This is a genomic window from Corallococcus sp. AB011P (assembly GCF_003611605.1).
GTDB classification, from domain to species: domain Bacteria; phylum Myxococcota; class Myxococcia; order Myxococcales; family Myxococcaceae; genus Corallococcus; species Corallococcus coralloides.
In genome coordinates this window covers 985,858-1,005,865 of sequence record NZ_RAVX01000001.1, presented here as the reverse complement: position 1 = coordinate 1,005,865, position 20,008 = coordinate 985,858, and the positions used below count along the sequence as shown (strand labels likewise).

Below are 20,008 nucleotides of genomic sequence, written 5' to 3'. Positions count from 1 at the left end.
CACCCATGACGAAGCGCGCGAGTGGTCCATTCGACGTCAAGCTCACCCCCATGGCGCCGGAGGCAGGCGCGGTGGAGGCGGCCCCGGGCCGGATGATGCTCGACAAGCGCTATCACGGCGCGCTGGAGGCCACGAGCCAGGGGCAGATGCTCGCGGTGCGGACGCCGGTGGAGGGGTCCGCGGGGTACGTCGCCATGGAGCGCGTCAGCGGGATGCTGGACGGCCGCGCCGGCACCTTCGCGCTCCAGCACTTCGGGGTGATGACGCGCGGTGCCCCCCACCTCGTCATCTCCGTGGTGCCGGACTCCGGAACCGGCGAGCTCACGGGGCTCGCCGGCTCGATGACCATCGACATCGCGCCGGGCGGGAAGCACTCCTACGACTTCCAGTACACCCTGCCAGAAGCGCCGTGACTCACGCGCCTCTCGTCACCCGGAGCCACGAAAGGGCTTGAAGGGCCGCGAGCCACGCGCCTCCCGCGAGCACATGCCGGAGCTGGTTCATCCGGGCCCACCGCATGGCGGTCTCCACGGCCGCCGGAGCGTCTGGTGATTGCATCAGCCGGACCATCGTGGGGATGAAGTACGAGAAGGTCAGCAGCCGGTCGACGAGCGCCACCAGCGCGGCCGCGAGCCACCAGGAGCGCAGCGGCCCGGTGGCCCGCATGGCGAAATAGAGGCTGGCCAGCGTGAGCAGCGTCAACGGCCCCGTGGTGACGAAGCCCCAGAAGCGCCGGCCCACGTCATCCTGGCGCGCTGCCTCCGCGGACCAGTGCGCGCCCGTGACGTCGAGCCACCGGGGGAGCGAGATGCGGTGCTCATAGAGCCCCGCGCCGAACGCGACGCCCAGGTTGAGCACGAAGAGCCACAACAGGATTTCCGCCGCGGAAGGCTTCAGGTTCATCATGGGGCCAGCATGCGTCCCGTGCCCGCGAACGTCTTTCGTGCCCTTGTGCTGTTTTTCTCAATCCTGCGGTGTTCTCCATGAGCCCCCGGCACTCGCTGCTCGCCCAGATTGGCGCCGACATCGTCCGCTTCCAGGAAGCCTCCGCGGAGTTCGACGCGGCCGTGGGAGAGGTGCTCGCGCTCGGCCGCGAGGAGCTGAAGTGTCTGGCGCAGCTGCACTTCGGAGGCCCCGCGCCCCTGAGCGCGGTCGCACGAGGCGCGGATGTGGAGCGATTGGAGCTCGCCGGTTACGTCCAACGGGAGGGCTCGGGAAGCACCAGGAGGCTTACGCTCACCGGGCATGCGCGCGAATGGATTGAGACCCTCTGGGGCCCCGTCCAGGCGGATGGCTTGCAGTTGATGGCGCCCCTGCCGGACGCGGAATTGAAGATCATCGCCCGGTTCCTGGGCGAGGCGAGGAAGGTGCAGGACCGCCACTCCGCCCGCGTGGCGAAGCTGCTCCAGGAGCCTGGAGGGACGCGAGCGGCGCGGCGGCGCGGTGGCCTCTCCGCAGCGGCACTCCACCGCGTGCGGCTCTTCATCGAAGCGCACCTCGCGCGGAAGATACGGGTGGGCGAGCTGGCCCGGCGCGCGGGCCTGAGCGTCTTCTACTTCACCCGCGCCTTCCGGCAGTCCATGGGAATGACGCCGCACGCCTACGTGCAGCAGCGCAGGGTGGAGCGGGCGCGCGGCCTGTTGAGCCACACGACCCGCTCCTTGGGAGACATCGCGCTCGCGGTCGGCTTCAGCTCACAGAGTCACTTCACCACGGTGTTCCGCCGGGTGACGGGGCTCACGCCAGCGGTCCTCCGGCGCGCGGGGCGCTGACGCCTACGAGCAGGTCTTCTTGCAAGCCGGTGGGTTCGTGTTCGGCGGCACCGTGAGGGTCCCCCCGCAGATGTAGTACTGCGTCGAATTGCAGTTGGCGCGGTACCACTGGACGTTGGTCCCGGAGCCGGACTTGTACTGGGTGCAGTCCCAGTAGCTCCACTTGACGCCCCCCGGACAACTCGAGTCGGAGAAGCCGCCCGACGGGAAGTCCAGACATCCCGCGACGGCCAGGCCCGGATTGCACACAGCCTGCTCGGCAGACCCGAGCGACTCCTCCGGTCCAGCCTCGTCCATCGCCCCTCCACAGGCGGAAGCAACCGCCATCACGGCACCCAGGCACAGCGAACGCACGACGTGTCTCGACATGGATTGCCCCCTCACGAAGGCCTGCCCTCGCGGCAGGTGGCGGACACCCTACGCACCCCGCGGAGCGGATGGGATTAAACGCGGTTAAATCCACACGCGCCCCCCGCGGGCATTCGCGCCCCTTGGGCTCCATTCGTGAGGGGGGGTGAGAAGATCCGGCCCGCTGGGCGTAGAAGCAGATGACCGGCATTTCCACCGGAATGTCCCGCGCGGCCCGCACTCCTTCTCAGGCACCCCACCATGGCCCGTCCCAAGAGTCCCCTCGTCTGGATCCTCCTCGCGGTCGGAGGCGCCTGCGCGTTCTGCTGCACCGGAACCCTGGGGCTCATGGCCCTGGGCCTCTTCGCCGGAGACAGCGACGCTCCCGGAACTCCAGGCACGGTGAACCGGGCACGCGGCGGCGGCAGTCCCGGCGAGCCCGGCGGCTTCGCGTTCGACGCGCCCCAGGGGTGGAAGACCCAGGAGGACGGGCGCTTCATCCTCGAGTGGGACGACCGGGGCGACACCCTGGCGGTGGAGGTGCTCCGGCTGCCGGCCCTGCCCGGGCTCGACGACGCCGAGGGCAAGCTCGCGAGGCTGTGGCAGGAGCGCATTGGCGCGGATTGGAACCGCGTGCCGCAGAACCCGCTGGTGATGCGGCGCTTCATGTCCAACGGGGCCCGCGCCTTCTTCACCGCCGCGGATGTGCGCGCGAAGAACAACGACCGGAGCTTCCGCGTGAGCCTCTATCTGGTGGAGGCGGGCGACCGCCTGGAGCCGCTGGTGTTCATCCAGAGCTTCATGACGCCCGGGGGCCTGGGTGAGGCCCTGTCGGCCTCGTTCTCCTGGAACACGTCCTACGCCCGGCTGGAGGAAGCGCTGAAAGGGGTGCGCGGGAGCCCCGTGGGCCTGCCGCTGGTGGATGACACGGAGGTGGTGGGCCACTTCGTCTACGGCACCAGCACCGCGGCCCAATGGGTCAACGCCTATACCGGCGGTACCACCATGACGGCGGTCTCCTACAGCATCGACTACACCTTCGGCGCCAATCACGCGTTCCAATACAAGTACGGGGGCGCGTCCGGACAGGTGGGCGCGATGAGGTTCGGTTCCGAGGACGACCAGGGCACCTGGAGCGTGAAGCACGACGTGCTGACGCTCACCGGAGCGAAACGGACACGCCGGTACCTGCTCATCGGGGCGGCGCGCTCGCCGGAGGGAAAGCGCACGCTCTACCTCATGCAGGAGGGTCAGGGATGGTCGCTTTCCCCCGGCGCCATCGGTCGGGACGGCGAGCTGTACGTGGCGGTGGATTGAAGTTCCGCCCTGCCCGGTGACACCGCCCGGGGTCACCGGTGTTCCATCCGCCGGCCGGAAAGCGCCGGCCTTCCCTCACAGGAGATGGAACATGGCTGTCCTGCACCGCGGGCTGCGGCTGGGTATGGCATTGCTCGCGAGCTTCACGGCCCCTGCCTGCGGGCCGGAGGCACCGGCTGGTGCCGCGCTGGAGGTGGGCGACCAGGAGCTGGAGGCGGTGCAGTCGCCCCTGCCGCCCCTGAACCGCGAGGCGCTGCGACAGGCCATCGCGGGGCTGCCGAACGCGGAGGTGACCGGCGCGTTGGTCCGGGTGAGCGGCGCGGACGGGCGCTGGCTGGGCACGTCCGGCGTGGCCGACATCCGCACCGGCGCTCCGGTGCCCGCCGACGCGCACTTCCGCATTGGCAGCATGACGAAGACCTTCACGGCCATCGTCGTGCTGCAGCTCGCCGCCGAGGGGCGCGTGGACCTGGACCGGCCCGTTCAGCACTACCTGCCACGCCTGCTGCCCGCGGGCGTCTACGCCCCCATCACCGTGCGCCAGCTGCTCAACTTCACCCACGGCCTGCCCGGCGTGCCGGTGCCGCAGAAGGACCCCGACTGGTTCTTCGAGAACCGCTTCCGGCGCTTCAGCCCCCGGGAGCTCCTCTCCCTGACGCTCCCCCAGGGCCCCCGCTTCGCCCCGGGCACGCAGCAGGAGTACGGCAACATCGGCTACCTCGTGGCGGGGCTGCTCATTGAGCAGGTGACGGGCCGGCCCTACGGGGACGCGGTGCGCGAGCGCATCCTGCGGCCGCTGCACCTGCGGGACACCTTCGTGCCCGGTAACGACGTGACCCTTCCCGGGCGCCATACGCGTGGCTACGAAGAGGTCGCGCCGGAAGAGACAGGCTGCCCGGCGGGCGCCATCGCCTACGGCACGCGCTGCCTGGTGGATGTCACCGAAGCCAGCCAGTCCGTGCCTTGGGCCGCCGGAGAGATGATCTCCACCGCCGAGGACCTGGACCGCTTCCTCGTCGCGCTCTTCCAGGGGCGGCTGCTGCCGCGCAAGCAGCAGGAGGAGCTGTTCACCGTCCCGGACCTGCCCGCCGCGGGAGGTGGCCGCGCCAGCTACAGCGCGGGCCTCAGGCGTCACGACATCAACGGCGTCATCTTCTGGGGCAAGACTGGCGACCGGCACGGCTACAACAACGGGATGGGTGCCACGCGGGATTTGCGCCGGCGCCTCATCTATTCGGTCAACACGCTCCACATGGGAGGGGACCAGCCGGACATCGCCGTGCGGATCATCATGGCGGCCCTGCAGGGGCCCTCCCAGCCATAGAGGGTTGGGGCGAGATGGGGTTAGCCTGCCACGTCACGTTGACTGGAGGCTCCCATGGCACCGCTCGAACAGCCTGTCATCATCGGCCGCTCAAGCTCGCATTTCACGCGCATTGCCCGGCTCTTCGCGACGGAGCTGGGCGTCGACCATTCCTTCCAGGTGGTGCGGGACCTGCTGTCCACGAACCCGGAGGACTATGGCGGCAACCCCGCGCTCCGGATCCCCGTCCTGAAGACAGCTCAAGGTGCTTGGTTCGGAGCGCTCAATGTCTCCCGGGAGCTGTGGCGGCGGTCGAACTCCAGGCCCCGGGTGGTGTGGCCGGAGGACCTGGACGTGCCCCTGCTGGCGAACATGCAGGAACTCACCCTGCAAGCCATGGCGACAGAGGTGACGCTGGTCATGGAGAAGATGGCCGGCGCCGGTGAAGGCACGACCCACGCACGCAAGCTCCGTGAGTCCTTGGGCAACATGATGGCCTGGTTGGAAGCGAACGCGAGCGCCGCGCTGGCCGCCCTCCCGCAAGAGCGGGACCTGAGCTACCTGGAGGTCACGCTCTTCTGCCTCGTGACCCATCTGGAGTTCCGGGACGTCCTACCCACGGCCGCCTATGAAACACTGAACCGCTTCTGTCAGCAGTTCGCACAGCGCCCATCCGCCAGCGCAACCCTGTTCCGCTTCGATGTCTGACCATCACCAAGAGTTCCAGTAACCGTTCACCGGTTGGTGCCTGCTTGAAGGGACTGCCGGGCAGCGGACGGTGGGCGGGACGGCGCTCGACGGTGGTGGCCGCGACGTGACACACCGCCACTCGTGGCGGAACTCGACCCCCGGGACGCGCGGATTGCGAAGCTGGAGGCGCTGCTGGAAGCGGCGCTGGAGCGCATCGCGCACCTGGAAGAAGAGAATCGGCAACTGCGGGAGGAGAATCGGCAGTTGCGCGAGGAGAACCGGCAACTGAAGGAGCGGCTGAATCTCAATTCGAGCAACTCCTCGAAGCCGCCCTCCTCGGACGCCCCCGGCACCCCGCGCCCGCCGAAGAAGCCCACGGGCCGCAGCCCCGGTGGACAGCCGGGGCACAAGAAGCATGAGCGACGTCTGCTGCCGCCCGAGGCCGTGCAGCACGTCATCGAACTGGTGCCCAAGGAGTGCACCGGCTGCGGGCACCGACTGATGGGCAGAGATTGCGAGCCACGCCGCCACCAGGTGGTGGAGGTGCCGCCGCTGTCGGCCGTCGTCACCGAGTACCGCAGCCACGCATTGGAGTGCCCCGCGTGCGGCACGCTGACGCGCCAGCCGGTGCCAGAGTCCGCCCGCAGCGCCTTCGGAGACAGACTGGGTGCGCTGGCCAGCCTGCTGGTGGGCAAGTACCGACTGTCCAAGCGGCTGGTGAAGGACGCCCTCTCGGACATGCTGGGCGTGGACGTGTCGGTGGGCAGCGTGGTGAATCTCGAAGGGGAGATGACCGACGCCCTGGCCCCAGCGGTGGCCGAGGCTGGCGCGTACGTGCAGGCGGCGGACAAAGCCCACGCGGACGAGACGGGGTGGGTGGAGGGGCGCAAGGAGGGCCGGGGCCATCGCGCCTGGCTGTGGGTGGCAGCCACTGCGCTGGTGGTGGTGTTCCACATCGCGCGAAGTCGTAGCGGCAAGGTGGCCAAAGCTTTGCTGGGGGAGGACTTCCTGGGCATCCTCACCACCGACAGGTGGAGCGGGTACGATTGGTATGACAAGGGCCTGCGCCAAGTCTGCTGGAGCCATATCACGCGCGACTTCCAAGGCTTCATCGACCGCGGAGGCGAGGGCGGCCGTCTGGGCATGCAGTTGATGCATGAGCGCAACCGCTTCTTCAAGTGGTGGCACCGGGTGCGCGACGCAGCCTTGGCTCAAGAGGATTTCGAGCAGCGGATGAAGAAGGTGCGGCGCACAGTGGGCCGACTGCTGCGTCAGGCCGAGGTGCGCGCGGAGAAGAAGACGGCGGGCATGGCGCGAGAAATCCTCCAACTGGAGGAGTGCCTCTGGACATTTGTCGACGTGCCCGGCATCGAGCCGACGAACAACTTCGGCGAGCAGTGCATCCGCCACGCCGTCATGTACCGCAAGACGTCATTCGGAACGCAAGGCCCCGAGGGCAGTCGCTTCGTCGAGCGCATCTTCACCGCAGTCACCACGCTCAAATTGCAAGAGCGGGGCGTGCTGGGCTTCCTGACGGACACGCTGCGCACGCACCGCCGAGGCCTGCCGCCACCCTCGCTGCTACCTCTCGCGGAGGCCCCTCGGTTCGCGCACGCAGCATGAGCCGGTGAACGGTTACGAGTTCCACTGATGTCCGTCGCAATTCTCATCACCTTCAAAGCGAAGGACAGGGACTCACTCTACATTCCGGTTGCCACCCAGGGTGGCGTACCACGCCTTTTGGCTTCCCACGGCCGAGAAGCTTGGACTCAAGTGGGTTCCCCAATTTGAGAATGGCCCCATTGTCGAAGTGGGAGACCTGCCGGCAGTGATGGATGAACTCCGGAAGCTGCGGGATGCGCTGGCAGGCAACCCGAAGAATGATTCGCTTCTCGAACGCATCGATTGGATTCTGGAGAAGTTCAGCGAACTGGACATCGCCGAGGTCTCCAGAATCGCCATTGGTTGATGACTGAGCCCGTCCTCGCTCTACGGCCGCCGCGGTGTTCTCTTCCTTCGCGCGCCCACCGCGCCTGACGCAGCGCCTCGCAGGAGGCGGCGGAAGGTGGGGCACTCCATGTGGCTTGGCGCGGGGCAGGACGCGGCGTGCCGCAGGCCGTCGCGCATCGCGCTCAGCTCGCGGATCGTCTTGTCCAGCTTCTCCGCCTGGGCCGCGAGCATCTTCCGGTCGATTCGCGGTCGCCCGTCCGGTGCGAACATGAGTGCTATCTCATCGAGCGAGAAGCCCGCGGCGCGCCCCATCGCTATCAGCGCCAATCGTTCCAGCACCTCGGGCCCGAACAGACGGCGCAGCCCCCGCCTGCCGATGGAGGCGATCAGCCCCCGCTCCTCATAGAAGCGCAATGTCGAGGCAGGAACGCCGGAGCGCCTCGCCACCTCCGTGATGTCCAGTTCAGTCATCCTCTTGACCTCAAGTCGACTTGAAGTGGCACCCTGCGGCTTATGGTTCTTGAAGGCAAGCAGGAGGAGCTCCCCATGGATGACACGCGCCAGCCCGAGGACGAGCAGACGAAGCTGTGGAACGGCACCGCCGGACACGCCTGGGCTGAGAACCAGGAGGTGCTCGACGCGATGTTCAAGCCGTTCGAAAACCTGCTCGTCGAAGCAGTCGTCGCAGGCTCCGCGAGCCAGGTGCTCGACATCGGTTGCGGCACGGGTAGCACGACGCTCGCCGTCGCGCGTCGGCTGGGCACGAAGGGCCGCTGCACCGGCATCGACATCTCCGAGCCAATGCTCGCCGCCGCCCGGGCCCGGGCCGGACAGGAAGGCACTCCGGCCCGTTTCATCCGCGCCAACGCGCAGGTGCACGCCTTCGAGCCCGCGAGCTTCGACATGATCATCTCGCGCTTCGGCGTCATGTTCTTCGAGGACCCCCTCCAGGCCTTCGCGAACCTGCGGCGTGCCGCGAGGAACGACGCCGAGCTCCTGGCCATCGCGTGGCGGAGCCCCTCGGAGAATCCGTTCATGACGACGGCCGAGCGCGCCGCGGCGCCGCTCCTGTCGAACCTCCCTGTCCGCCAGCCGGACGCGCCAGGGCAGTTCGCCTTCGCGGATTCGAACCGGGTTCACCGCATCCTGGAGCAGAGCGGCTGGGCCGGAATCGATATCCGCCCCATCGATGTGACCTGCACCCTGCCCGAGCAGGAGCTGGTCAACTACCTGACCCGATTCGGGTTCCTCGGGAGGGCCCTCCAGGACGTGGACGAGAAGACTCGCACCCAGGTCATCGAAACGGTCCGCGCCGCGTTCGAGCCCTTCGTGCACGGGGCGGAGGTCCGCTACACCGCTGCCTGCTGGAAGGTGGGGGCCAGGGCGTCAGCGAGCCCCTGAGCTTTCAACACAGCCCGGGATGAACCTCCTGGCGGAATGCATTCGCCAGGAGGCTCCAATCCGAGGAGTCAGCTCAGATGGCGACGCAGTTCGTGCCGTTCGAATCACAGGCGTAGCACGTGCCATACCAGCACACGTTGTTACCGCCCGGGAAACCGCAGCGCATTCCGCACCAACCACAGTTGCTGAGGTCGGTGTAGGTGCTCGTACACACGCCGTCGCACACCGCTTCGCCATCTCCAGAACAGGTGAGCTCGCCGCCGACGCTGGTGACGTCGGAGGTGTTCGCTTCGTTCTCGGGCTGTGGATTCCCACCGCAGCCGGCCAGCAACGCGACGCAGCTCACCATGAGCACTGCTGCTCTCTTGAACATGACTGTTTCCTCTCAGGTCCGGATGCAGTTCTTTAGCGGTCCCGGCACGGGTAGCCGGGGCGGACCTGAAAGTTTTCTAGACCATTATTCCTGAAACTCACAGACAATCGCCCATTCAATACACACAGTGAAATCCAGGCATCTCACGGACCGCTGGAGCCGCGGCGGCGGTCCAGCGGATCCTGCTTTGTCTCCACGCAGGTGGCCCCCTGGGCCTGGGCCCTGCGGACCCGCGCATCGCAGTGCTGCCACGCCCCCGCGGGTGTGGCCATGCTCCCACCGAGGTGGACCGCGCATGAGGGGGTGTGTCCCCAGATGTCGCCCCGTATCCAGTAGAGGAACGTCTCCGTCATCTCTCCCGGCCGGGAGCATTCGATGTAGTGCGGCTTGCCATCCGCCTTGAAGAACGCGCTCGTCGTCGCGTTGGGGACCTGCTTCTTCGGCGGAAGGACCGTTTCGAATCGCGCCTGGAAGCCCGCCACACGGGTGCCATCGGCCGCGAGCCGGATGGGCGGTGTCACCGGCTGGCCCGCGAACTCGTCGAAGAGCCCATCCACCACCACGGACCCGTCTGGCATCGCCGCCACCATCCGGAGGAAGCCCGAGGCATCGGGATTGCGCTTCACTTCCGCCGCCGCCTTCCGGTAGCGCAGTCCCGCGCCGAGCCCCTTCTGGAACCGCGTATCCACCGAGCCGTCCGCCTTCAAGCGCACCAGGCCCGGAGCGCGCCAGGGGCCCTCCGGCGGATCCACGGCGGGGACGTAGTTCTGGGCGAGCACGAGACTCCCGCTCGGTCCAAGCCCCATCTCCGACACGCGCATGAAGCGGCCCTGGGGGTATTCCCCCTCCTGCCGGAAGGTCCTGTAGGTGGGGTCGAGCCGGCCGTCGGACGTCAGGCGCATGACGTGCGCGCGCGTCTCTCCCTGGACAACGTCTCCCACCCCGACGACCGAACCGTCTGGACGGGGAGCGATGAGGCTCAATTCGATGCCGCCCTCCCCCTTCATCACCCAGGAGATGAGAGGCGTGTTGAAGCGCGTCTCAGGCTTCCACTGAGCGTTGAGGGCGAGGACGGGAACCTCGGACCGGCTCCCCTCGGGTTGGAACCGGCCGCTCAGGAAGAGGCCTCCGTCGGCCCGGGCGCGGACCTGCTTCAACACATACCAGCCCAGCCTGAGCTCGTTCAGGACCGAGTCGAAGCGCTCGGCGCGCTCGAGGGCACCAGCGGGGGTGAAGCGCAGCAGCCACAGCGGCACCTGCTTCAGGTAGGTCTCGTCTGGCGTTGACGCCGCGACGATGAGCCGCGACTTCGCATCCACCTCCGCGGTGATGATGAACGACGAGGCGCCCACCTTGTCGAGCAGCGCCGCGCGCACCTTGCTGTTGTAGGCGTCCGCCCTCGCCCCCGCCGCCGTGTGGCGGACGAGCTCATGGGCAATGCTCGCGGGCCCGCTCTCGCCTCGGGGAGCCTTCTCGTCGCGGGAGGAATACGTCGCGATGTAGCCCCCGGAAGGCACGGCGAGCAGTTGCACCAGCTCCTTCATGCGGTCCCGGTCGGACGCGGCTTCGAGCGCCACGGAGGCCGGCGACGTGTCGCGCTTGCCCAGGGCATCGATGACCACGACACTGCCCACGGGCTCGCCGTTCAATCGATTGCAGGTGTGCCCCACCACGCCCCAGGCGCCCTTGGGCGCGGGGAGGACGGCCACGAGCTCGCAGTCCTCATTCGGCTCGTGGAACTGGTCATTGGGTGACCAGATTCCGTCCTCCTCCGCGAAGGCCCCACCGCCCAGTGCGAGCACGAGCAACACCGTGCCCGCGTTCCTCAAAGCCTGCATCGTGCGCTCCCGTTTGACTCAAGGTCGCACCATGGTGTCACGCCGCGTGCTGCCCTGGAACCCACGCGCGGGTGAGCGCTTCAAGCGGGCCAGTTGCCTTCCATGGGATGCGGGCCGTCCGTGAAGGCGCGCACCAGGTGGGTGCCACCGACGAAGGCGCCTGCCCATGAGCCGCCCTTGCCGCCGAAGGACTCCTCACGGTCGCCACGCGAGCGCAGCGCGTTGATGCCCACCTTGAAGGCATGGAGCCGCTCCGCGATGCGCCGGGCGAGCTCCGGGTCGTCCGTCGCCACCGAGGCCACGAGCGCGCCGTTGGAGACGTTGGCCTCCCGCAGCAGCTCCTCCTCGGAGTCCACCGACACCAGGACGTCGACGGGGCCGAAGGGTTCACGCAGGTAGAGCTCACTGTCTCGCGGGACGCCGAAGAGCAGGACGGGCGGCAGGTATGCGCCCCGCTCCTGCCGCGCGGTGAAGGCGTCCTCCGCGACCATCCCCTGATGCAACACCTGCGTGCCCTGCTTCCGCGCCTCGGCGATGAGGGCGCGGAGCTCCTCGACCTTGCTGGGGGAGATGAGCGGCCCGAAGTCCACGTGCGCCCCCAGGACAGGATTGCCGACGCGCAACGAGGAGACCGTATCGACATACGTCCGGACGAACTTCGGGACGAGCGACTTTTCGACGACCCAGCGGGTGTAGGCGGTGCAGCGTTGCTTGCCGAAGTCGAAGCCCGCGCGAATCTGTTCGCCGAGCCCGTCCCAATCCGTGAAGTGCGTGATGGCGTAGGCGTTCACGCCCTCCATCTCCAACGCATAGCGCTTGTCCGTGTCACACAGGCGGCGGTGGACCTCACCACCGTTGGCGCGGCCGCCAATGAAGGCGACGCCCGCGATGTGGGAATGGCCGACGAGCGCCTCGGAGAGGTCCCTCCCGCGTCCGCCGACGAGCGAGACGGGAAGGCCCGCGCGGCGCAGCAACGCGAAGGCGAGCGTGAGTGAGACGCCGCCGCCCTGGGTCGGAATCTTCGCGATGACCGAGTTGCCCGCGAGCGATTGCACGAGCACGTTGAGCAGCAGGACGGAGAAGGGATAGTTCCAGGAGGCGATGTTCGAGACCAGGCCGAGCGGCTTGCGGCCATCGATCATCCGGTCCATCTGCTCCAGGTACCACGCGATGCCCGCGAGACACCGGTCCACGTCGTTGGAGGCCGTGGGCAGCGTCTTGCCGATATCCCACGCGAGAATCCGGACCAGCAGGTCCCGGTGCGAATGGAGCAGCACCACCGCCTCCGCGACGGCGCGCGCGCGGTCATCGAGCGGACGGGCTGCCCAGGGCGCGAACTCCGCCGCTGCCTGCTCGACGCCCGCGGCGACCTGGGCCGCACCCAGCAGCGGCAGCTCCGCGAGGACGCTGCCGTCAATGGGCGAGACAGCGTTGAACCAGGCAGGCGGCTGGACCCACCTTCCAGCGACGGAAGAGAGCAGCCGGCCCTGGGAGTCGAAGGCTTCCGGCACGGCCCTCCGGGCTTCGGCCAACAGGAGACGACTTTCAAGATGACGAAGGGGCTCTCCAACACGTTCGGTATCCAGCATGGGTGCTCCTCCTCGCGCGTTGATGCGCGTTGAATCCATTGAAGCGCCGGCCCATGACGAGCTGCGGCATGAGCGCAATATCGTCATGCACGCCCCGTCTGTCTGGGGAGGCAGGCAAGGGCCCGGTCCCCGGTGCGTCCCGGACGTAAAGGTCACTGCCCCAGGATGAGGATGGCCCTCCCCGCGACGAGGGACCGCTGGCGAGCGGCGGCTGCTTCTCCAGCAGCAACCACGGCCGCTCTGGCGACGACCGCCATCACCGGCCCGTCATGGCAGACTGCGGCCATGACCCGCTCTTCTTCTTTCGCAGTCGTCGCGGCGCTGAGCCTGGTGTTTGTAGCCACGGCCTGCACGCCCCCAGACCACGCCCAGGATGAACTGGACCTCCGCCAGTTGGTGAAGGCGCAGACCGAGGCCTGGAACGCCCACGACGCCACGGCATGGACGCGGGACTTCACGGACGACGCCGACTTCATCAACATCGTCGGCACCGTGTTCCAGGGCCGCGCGGAAATTGAAACGCGCCACGCCGCCATCTTCGCGAGCATCTTCAAGACCAGCCACGCCGAGGTCACCGTGCGAAAGATCCTCTTCCCCAGCGAGGACATCGCCGTGGTGGACACGATGCACGAGGTCACCGGCCACACGGGCCTGCCTCCGGGGGTGCAGAACACCGAGGAGGGGCTGCTGCGCACGCAGATGCGGTATGTGCTGAAGCGCACCCAGAAGCAGTGGCGCATCGTCGCGGGCCAGAACACCGACGTGAAGCCCGCTCCCAAGCCCGCCCCCTAGACATGGATGAGGGTTTCATCCCCCACCCGAAGGCCTGGGCGGACAGGGATGCACTCCCGAAGCTGTACCGGTGGCGGCTGGCGGAAGTGGCTCGCGAGCGGGCCTCGAAATGAGCCAGTGAAGGCACGGCGCGTCACACATGCGCCCTGGACAATTGCAGCCACCGTTCAAGTGATTGCCACGCATGCGGCGGGCAGCCACGCTCGCTCCCCATGGGACACAAGCGGCTGATGAGGATTGGCGTTGTCGGCGGTGGAGCCATGGGGTGCGGCATCGCACTCGAGCTCGCCATCGCCGGCAGACAGGTGGTGCTCTTCAACAGGCAGGCGGAGAGCAGCAAGGCAGCGCGCGCGAAGCTGGAGCGCGACGCCGCCCTGCTGGTGGAGACGGGGATGCTCGGCGCGGAGCAACGCACCACCGCGCTCGCGCGCATCCATCGCACCACGGTGCTCGCCGAGGCCGCCGTGGTTCAGGACCTGGTCATCGAGTCCATCCCCGAGGACCTGGCGCTCAAGCAGCAACTCTTCAAGGAGCTGGACCGGCTCGCGGCGCCGGACACCCTGCTCGCCACCAACACCACCGCGCTGAGCGTGACCGCCATTGCCCGCGACTGCGTGCACCCCGAGCGCGTCCTCTCCGCGCACTACTACCTGCCCGCGCACCTGGTGCCGCTGGTGGACGTCATCCCCGGCGAGAAGACGTCACCCGCCGCGGTGGAGACGGTGCGGCGCTTCCTCGAGGAGTTGGGCAAGTCACCCGTGGTGTTCGCGCGGGACGTGCCGGGCTCGGTGGGCCCGCGCCTGCAGCAGGCGCTCATCGGCGAAGCGCTCCGGCTCGTGACGGAAGGCGTGGCCACGCCGGAGATGGTGGACCGCGTGCTCACCCAGGGCATCGGGCGGCGCCTGGGCGCCTCTGGCATCTTCGACCGGCTGGACCTCGTGGGGCTGGACTTCATCACCAGCGTCCTGCGCGGCTCGGGGCGTCCGGTGCCGCCGGTGCTTGCCCAGAAGGTGGACCAGGGCGAGCTGGGCCTGAAGACGGGCCAGGGCTTCTATCCGTGGACGCCGGACAGCGCCGCCGCCTTCGAGGAGCGCATGGCCCGCCACCTCATCACGCAGCTGAGCGAGGACCGGGCCGCGGGCCGCATTCCCACGCCGGAGTCCGGGGAATGAGCGCCGACGTCGTGCTCGTGGATCCTGCGGCGCTGTCTGACTTCATGGCGGACGCCGTCCGGGAGTACACGGCGTGCACTCCGGAGCTGCCGCCCCGAAGCTGGGCCGTGCTGCTGGGGCGCTTCACGGACGACGCGATGCACGTGGAGCGCGTGGGCTTCGCCACCAACATCCGCGAGACGGACGACACCGTGCTCCAGGAGTTCGAAGCGGCCATCATCCCCCGCTTCGGCGCCTGCTACGCCAACGGCCGGCGCGGCTACTGGTGTGAGCCGCGCGAGCTGCTGCGCATCACCGCCGAGGCCGAAGCCGAGGGGCTGGAGGTGCTCGGCTCCATCCACCTGCACCCGGACTGGCACCGCATCGGTCCGCCCCACGAGCGTGGCCTGCGCGTCAGCCATGAGCCCACGCCCATGGACCGGCACCTGTTCCAGGGCAGCGGCTGGCCCCTCAACATGATCCTCTACCTGGAGCGGCGCGAGGGCAGGCTCTATCACTCGCTCGGAGCGTGGACCCCACCCGCCGACACGGCGCCGGAAGCGGGCTGCCGTGCGCTCGCCATCCGGATGCGCACTCCGGAAAGGGGCGAGAAGTCAAAGAGCGTGACGCCTGGAATTGGCAATAGCGCTTGAACCTACCGCCAGACCGCGCTGAGAAAGGAGGAATGCCCCCTCTTCCAGGATGCTCGGCGCTGGTTGCCACGCGAAACCGCTGGGAGCTTCTTGTCGGTCGTTCATTGCCCTCCATCCACCAGCAGACCCACGCGGTTCGCGAGGTCGTCGTGGTGAATGACGGTGCGTCATTCAATGCCGAGCAGCAGGCGGCGCTGCGGGGATTACTCCATCCGCTGCCTCTCGTCGTGCTCGACAACCGGAGGCCCCCAGGGGCAGCGGGCGCGTGGAACACCGGCCTGGAGTACCTGCTCGCCCTCTCACGAGACGGATTCGTAGCCCTCCTCGACGATGACGACACCTGGGAGGCGTCGCACGTCGCCGAGAACCTCCGTGCCGCCGAGCGCGCGCGGGCAGACATCGTCGTGTCTGGACTCCGGCTGGTGATGGATGGCCTCGAGCGGGAGCGCGCGCTTCCGGAAGGACTTGTTCCCGGCGACTTCCTCGTCGGGAATCCGGGATGGCAGGGGTCGAATACGTTCGTGTCCCGGCGCCTGTGGGCGACGGTTCGCGGATTCCGGGATGGGCTTCGGAGCCTCAACGACAGGGACCTCGCCATCCGCCTGCTGAGGGCGCAGAGGAGCAGAATCGCATACACTGGCCACTGGACGGCGACCTGGCACCTGTCCACCCATGGGGATGCGCTGTCGTCACCGCGCTCACCGGCGAAAATCTCGGGTCTGCGCTGGTTCTGGCGGCTCTACGGTGGTGAGATGTCGGAAGCCCAGGCCGAAGCGTTCTTCGCGCGCGCCGAAGGGCTGTTCGGCGTGCGCCGCACCGAAATCGAAGCGCGCGGGGAAGATGTTCCCCCGCACCAGCAGCCGTGGGGGGATTTGCATGAGAGCGTCTGAGAGCAGCTTCGGCAGGCCGCCGAAGGCATCAGGCCGGTGGCTGTTCCCGCTACGGATGTGGTACCGGGCGCGGGCGTGGTGGCGCCATCAGCGCGTCTCCCGAAGCCTCACACACGTGCTTGGACCTCAGTACCGCCGCAGCCAGGAACTCATCGAGATAGACATCACCTATCTCTGCAACCTGAACTGCTTCAACTGCAACCGCTCCGTGAGGCAGGCTCCGGAGGCACTCCACCTGCCTCTTGAAGCCGTAACCTCTTTCGTCGATCAATCCCTTACACGGGGAAAGCGCTGGCGGCGCATCCGCGTGCTGGGCGGCGAGCCGACGCTCCACCCCGCCTTCTTCGCCATCATCGAGGAACTGCGCCGCTACCGCCGGTCGCATCCGGAGTGCCTCATCGAGGTCGTGACCAACGGTCATGGGGAGGCCGTCCGGTCGAAGCTTTCCCGGCTGCCAGCGGACATCTGGATCGAGAACTCCGCCAAAACGGGCGAGGTACAGCCGGCCTTCGGCCCCTTCAACCTTGCGCCGGTGGACGATGCCGCGTACCGGAACGCCGACTTCCGCAATGGCTGCGCCATCATGCGCGACTGCGGGATGGGACTGACGCCGCTCGGCTACTTCCCGTGCGCCGTGGCGGGCGGGGTGGCGCGCATCACCGGAGAGGGCGGCCGGCGGGAGTTTCCCAGCGATGACGATGACATGGCGGACCTCGTCGAGCGCAACTGCCGGCTGTGCGGGCGTTTCCGCGACGGACACTACGTGCCCACGAACCTCCGGCCGGCGCTGCTTGAGGAGCGCATGTCCCCCTCCTGGATTGCGCTCTATCGGGCCTGGTGGCGGAGGCACAAGCCGGGCCGGCCGCTCCCCATGGTACTCGCCGGCGAAGCAGCCGCGCCTGTGTCCGCGCCAACGGCCTCCCGTTTCGAGAAGCAGACATGACGCCGGAACTCGCAGGATTCGGACACGCGCGGACCGTGAGTGTTGCCGGGGCGCTTGTGGCGGCGGTCGCCAGCGAACCGCACGTGTGGAACTCCGAGGTGGTGGTCGCAGTCAACGTTCACGACCAGGCCGGTCCGCTCGCCCGCTGTCTCGAATCCATCGCGAGGCAGGAACGCCCCGCAGGCGGCCTGGGTGTCCTGGTGATTGATGACGGTTCGAGTGACGACTGGGCGGTGACGGTCGGACGCTTCCGACAACGGCTTCCGCTCATTGTCTGCCGCATGCAGTGTGGCTCTCCTTCTCGAGCGCGCAATGCGGCGCTCTCTTTCGTCGACGAGGCGATGCGAAACGCACGATGGGTCGCTCGGCTCGACGCGGATGACTGCTTCTCGACCGTGCACTCCCTGGCCGCGGCGTGCGAGTTGGGCGACCGGCGCCATGCACACTGGGTGCTCGGAGGGAACCGGCTCGTCCGGGACGGACGGCTTCTTGAGCGGGAGAACCCCGCGACGGATGCGCTTCTTCAACCGGTCGATGTGCTCTCCGTACTGAGGTCCATGGCCGAGGGCACCGCCGGGAACGAGCTGCCCTCATGCAACCTCCTGCTGCGTCCACGAGCGGGTTGGCGTTACCCGGAGGTCTGGAGTGCCGAGGACCACTGGCTCGTCGCGGACCTGCTGTTGAACCACGCTCCCTCGGGCGCGGTGCTCACGGACCCGCTGTACTGCGACTACAATCTGGGAGGAGACGTGACTGCGGCGAACCGGCGTTCAGAGCGATACCTTGCCTCACGGCAGGCGCTGTTCGCGCAGGCGCAAGCGTGGGCGGTACGGCAGGGCCACGTACGATGATTCTGGGGGCGGGCCAGGAGGGAGTCGTCCGGCGCGTAGGCGACTTCGTCGAGAAGCGATTTCATCCGGGCGCCATCGACACATCAAAGGTGGACTGGTTGAGCCGCGCACTCCGCGGCACCATGCCATTCATTCCCGAACCGGAGTGGACGTTCACAGAAGAGGCCTGGGTGCTGTTCTATCCCTGGTTCGAGACCTGTCCCGCCGAGGACCTGACCCTGGACGAGCTCAGGGACTTCCTCCTCTTCTGTCTCGAAAAGAATCTCGTCTGCGCGAACATCAAGCGCGCGAACTTCCGTCGGCGTCCAGGGGGCGGACTGACGTTCGTCGACATCGGTTCGTGGATCGTCCCGATGAACGTCGACTACTTCCGTGACGCCGCGGCGCGGGCGTTTACCCTTGCCGCGCTCGGGTGGACGGATGAGGCGCTTCGACAGCGCAGCCGGGAGTTACGCGAGGACGGCGCGCTCACGAGCCTCCCTGGCTTCTCCGACTTCTACCGGGAGTTGCTCACCGAGCATGCGCATCGGCAGTGGCGGACCGCCGGATTGCCAGAGCAAAGCGAGCTCGCACCGGCCTCCGACGTTACGCTCCTCATCAAGGCGTGCGCGATGGATGTGGCGGTGCTCCTCACGCAGGTGCGGCACATCGTCGGGCAGCTCGAATCCCCGCGCCGTTTCGCGAGACGCGTCCTCCTCGTGGACCCGTTCCCCGGACCATTTCTGCGCGAATACGCGCCGGGGGACCTACCGGGCCTGCTCACCTCGGCACAGCGACTTCTGCCGGAGGGAACCCTCGACGAGGTCTGGGTTGCGCCCCAGGAGCCGGGACTCATCGCGGCAGTGAACGCGATGTGGTTCGGTCTCGCATGTGAAGCCACGCACTCCGCTCGCGGCGTCCCCATCACTCCGCAACTCTGGGGCTTCGACCAGGTACGGACCCGGTATGTGCTCCAGTGCGACCTCGACGTGCTCGTCGGCCGTGGCGACTTCGGGCACGACTATCTTGAAGAGATGCGGGCGGCCGCATCGCCGGAGGACGCCCTGGGAGTGGCGTTCAACATCCCGCAGCCCGCGGGGGTGGTGTCCCAGCCGTACGATGCGCCCTCCGGTGCGTTCGTCCCAGAGGTGCGCTGTGGCTTGCTCGACCTGGAGCGGGTTCGTGCATGCCGGCCGCTTCCAAACGAACTCGTCAATGGGCGGCTCGCGCGCTCCTGGTACCGCTCGCTCGAAGGGCACCAGCAGCGGCATGGATTGAGGACCCTGCGCGGCGGCGATGCACGGACCTTCTACGTCCACCCCCCGAACGCCTTGAAGACGGATGAGGTGTTCCTCGCCCGTGCACGTGACCTGGTCGGACAGGGACGCGTGCCAGACGTGCAGCGGGGCCAGTGGGACCTCATGGGGCACGCCAAGGACTGGGCGTATGAGCCACGCCGTGAGTCTATCGTGTTCCTCATCAAGGGGCGGAACGCGGGCCTGTCACGGGTGCGGCGCTGTCTCGGAAGCCTCGCCATGCAAGAGGACCCGCGCTTCGGAGTCGTCCTCATCGACGATGCCAGTGAAGGGTTGTCGCCGTGGCGGCTGGGCCCACTGCTTGAGCCATTCCGGGACCGGTGCACGCTGGTGCGGCACGCACGGCATGCGGGACGAATCCCCAACTTCCGGATGGGCATCCGTGAGCTCTGTGCCGACCCGGAAGCGCTCGTGGTGGTACTCGACATGGATGATGCGCTGCTGAGCCGCACTGCCGTCGGTCGGCTACGAGCCGAGTACGAGCGGGGCTGCGATGTCGTGTTGGCGTCCATGTTCCGGCCGGACAAGCCGACGAAGCTCTACCACCCCGACTTCGTCGAGCCTCGGAGGCACTGGGGCGGCGAGGTATGGATTCACCTGCGCGCCTTCAGGAAGCGGCTCTTCGACGCCATCCCGCCAGAAGACTTGCAGCTCGACGGACGGTGGATCGAGCAGTGCACCGACTACGCGACGATGCTCCCCATCGTCGAGGCGTGCCGACAGCCCGTGTACATCCCGGAGTATCTCTACTTCCACGAACGCTCGACGCCTCGCACACCCGAGGTGCGAGCCGTCAAGGACGACATCATCCGACGCATCCTCGCGAAACGGAGCTGAGCGGCATCCACTGGA

Annotated in this window: 22 protein-coding genes; 15 read left to right on the top strand and 7 right to left on the bottom strand. The window is 67.9% G+C overall.

The window, feature by feature from the left end:
• The first annotated feature begins 5 nt into the window (after positions 1 to 5).
• Complete coding sequence (locus D7X30_RS04360; RefSeq protein ID WP_120561516.1) at positions 6 to 413, top strand: DUF3224 domain-containing protein; 408 nt, start codon at positions 6 to 8, stop codon at positions 411 to 413.
• Position 414: 1 nt separating this feature from the next.
• On the opposite strand, the gene D7X30_RS04355 is transcribed toward D7X30_RS04360, so the two are convergent.
• On the bottom strand, positions 415 to 906 hold the full coding sequence (locus D7X30_RS04355; protein WP_120561515.1) for a DUF1772 domain-containing protein: 492 nt from the start codon (positions 904 to 906) through the stop codon (positions 415 to 417).
• A gap of 77 nt (positions 907 to 983) precedes the next feature.
• On the opposite strand from D7X30_RS04355, the gene D7X30_RS04350 reads away from it, so the two are divergent.
• Positions 984 to 1,772: an AraC family transcriptional regulator gene (locus D7X30_RS04350; protein WP_120561514.1), complete on the top strand. Its 789-nt coding sequence runs from the start codon at positions 984 to 986 to the stop codon at positions 1,770 to 1,772.
• A 3-nt stretch (positions 1,773 to 1,775) separates the two neighbouring features.
• Here D7X30_RS04350 and D7X30_RS04345 read toward each other — a convergent pair whose 3' ends face one another.
• Complete coding sequence (locus tag D7X30_RS04345; RefSeq protein WP_147443100.1) at positions 1,776 to 2,141, bottom strand: hypothetical protein; 366 nt, start codon at positions 2,139 to 2,141, stop codon at positions 1,776 to 1,778.
• A 240-nt stretch (positions 2,142 to 2,381) separates the two neighbouring features.
• Here D7X30_RS04345 and D7X30_RS04340 point away from each other — a divergent pair, with 240 nt between their 5' ends.
• From D7X30_RS04340 to D7X30_RS04320, 5 genes are all read left to right on the top strand, one after another.
• Positions 2,382 to 3,437: a hypothetical protein gene (locus tag D7X30_RS04340; protein ID WP_120561512.1), complete on the top strand. Its 1,056-nt coding sequence runs from the start codon at positions 2,382 to 2,384 to the stop codon at positions 3,435 to 3,437.
• Positions 3,438 to 3,528: 91 nt separating this feature from the next.
• Entirely contained in the window at positions 3,529 to 4,761 is a 1,233-nt protein-coding gene (locus tag D7X30_RS04335) for a serine hydrolase (protein WP_120561511.1), read from the top strand.
• 54 nt (positions 4,762 to 4,815) lie between these two features.
• On the top strand, positions 4,816 to 5,448 hold the full coding sequence (locus tag D7X30_RS04330; RefSeq protein WP_120561510.1) for a glutathione S-transferase N-terminal domain-containing protein: 633 nt from the start codon (positions 4,816 to 4,818) through the stop codon (positions 5,446 to 5,448).
• Positions 5,449 to 5,571: 123 nt separating this feature from the next.
• Positions 5,572 to 7,053 carry an IS66 family transposase gene (locus tag D7X30_RS04325; protein ID WP_120561509.1) on the top strand — a complete coding sequence of 494 codons (1,482 nt, stop codon included), beginning with the start codon at positions 5,572 to 5,574 and terminating at the stop codon, positions 7,051 to 7,053.
• Between the two features lie 100 nt (positions 7,054 to 7,153).
• Positions 7,154 to 7,399, top strand: a complete 246-nt coding sequence (locus D7X30_RS04320; RefSeq protein WP_233591370.1) for a hypothetical protein — start codon at positions 7,154 to 7,156, stop codon at positions 7,397 to 7,399.
• 20 nt (positions 7,400 to 7,419) lie between these two features.
• Here the strand turns inward: D7X30_RS04320 and D7X30_RS04315 are convergent, their stop codons facing one another.
• Complete coding sequence (locus D7X30_RS04315) at positions 7,420 to 7,851, bottom strand: helix-turn-helix domain-containing protein (RefSeq protein ID WP_120561508.1); 432 nt, start codon at positions 7,849 to 7,851, stop codon at positions 7,420 to 7,422.
• A gap of 75 nt (positions 7,852 to 7,926) precedes the next feature.
• Here D7X30_RS04315 and D7X30_RS04310 point away from each other — a divergent pair, with 75 nt between their 5' ends.
• Positions 7,927 to 8,781 (top strand): methyltransferase domain-containing protein, encoded by an 855-nt coding sequence (locus D7X30_RS04310; RefSeq protein WP_120561752.1) that lies wholly within the window; start codon positions 7,927 to 7,929, stop codon positions 8,779 to 8,781.
• Between the two features lie 73 nt (positions 8,782 to 8,854).
• On the opposite strand, the gene D7X30_RS04305 is transcribed toward D7X30_RS04310, so the two are convergent.
• From D7X30_RS04305 to D7X30_RS43390, 4 genes are all read right to left on the bottom strand, one after another.
• A complete protein-coding gene (locus tag D7X30_RS04305; RefSeq protein ID WP_147443099.1) occupies positions 8,855 to 9,154 on the bottom strand; it encodes a hypothetical protein in 300 nt (99 codons plus the stop codon).
• Positions 9,155 to 9,297: 143 nt separating this feature from the next.
• Entirely contained in the window at positions 9,298 to 10,992 is a 1,695-nt protein-coding gene (locus tag D7X30_RS04300; RefSeq protein ID WP_120561506.1) for a hypothetical protein, read from the bottom strand.
• Between the two features lie 80 nt (positions 10,993 to 11,072).
• Entirely contained in the window at positions 11,073 to 12,524 is a 1,452-nt protein-coding gene (locus D7X30_RS04295; protein ID WP_233591369.1) for an aldehyde dehydrogenase family protein, read from the bottom strand.
• A 209-nt stretch (positions 12,525 to 12,733) separates the two neighbouring features.
• A complete protein-coding gene (locus tag D7X30_RS43390; protein WP_255424189.1) occupies positions 12,734 to 12,868 on the bottom strand; it encodes a hypothetical protein in 135 nt (44 codons plus the stop codon).
• Between D7X30_RS43390 and D7X30_RS04290 the strand changes: the two genes are divergently transcribed.
• The 7 genes from D7X30_RS04290 (at position 12,867) to D7X30_RS04260 (ending at position 19,993) form a co-directional block, all read left to right on the top strand.
• Complete coding sequence (locus D7X30_RS04290) at positions 12,867 to 13,373, top strand: SgcJ/EcaC family oxidoreductase (protein ID WP_120561504.1); 507 nt, start codon at positions 12,867 to 12,869, stop codon at positions 13,371 to 13,373. The genes D7X30_RS43390 and D7X30_RS04290 overlap by 2 nt on opposite strands.
• A gap of 230 nt (positions 13,374 to 13,603) precedes the next feature.
• Complete coding sequence (locus tag D7X30_RS04285; protein WP_233591368.1) at positions 13,604 to 14,545, top strand: 3-hydroxyacyl-CoA dehydrogenase family protein; 942 nt, start codon at positions 13,604 to 13,606, stop codon at positions 14,543 to 14,545.
• A complete protein-coding gene (locus tag D7X30_RS04280) occupies positions 14,542 to 15,177 on the top strand; it encodes a hypothetical protein (protein ID WP_120561502.1) in 636 nt (211 codons plus the stop codon). Before D7X30_RS04285 ends, D7X30_RS04280 begins: the two co-directional genes overlap by 4 nt.
• A 32-nt stretch (positions 15,178 to 15,209) precedes the next feature.
• The gene (locus tag D7X30_RS04275; RefSeq protein ID WP_120561501.1) at positions 15,210 to 16,067 is read left to right on the top strand and encodes a glycosyltransferase family 2 protein; all 858 of its coding nucleotides are present in this window, start codon (positions 15,210 to 15,212) and stop codon (positions 16,065 to 16,067) included.
• A gap of 115 nt (positions 16,068 to 16,182) precedes the next feature.
• The gene (locus D7X30_RS04270; RefSeq protein ID WP_199724160.1) at positions 16,183 to 17,010 is read left to right on the top strand and encodes a radical SAM protein; all 828 of its coding nucleotides are present in this window, start codon (positions 16,183 to 16,185) and stop codon (positions 17,008 to 17,010) included.
• Positions 17,007 to 17,861, top strand: coding sequence for a glycosyltransferase family A protein (locus tag D7X30_RS04265; RefSeq protein ID WP_120561500.1), 855 nt, complete (start codon positions 17,007 to 17,009; stop codon positions 17,859 to 17,861). The genes D7X30_RS04270 and D7X30_RS04265 overlap by 4 nt, the downstream gene beginning before the upstream one ends.
• A complete protein-coding gene (locus tag D7X30_RS04260; RefSeq protein ID WP_158619202.1) occupies positions 17,858 to 19,993 on the top strand; it encodes a glycosyltransferase in 2,136 nt (711 codons plus the stop codon). The genes D7X30_RS04265 and D7X30_RS04260 overlap by 4 nt, the downstream gene beginning before the upstream one ends.
• Positions 19,994 to 20,008 lie beyond the last annotated feature (15 nt).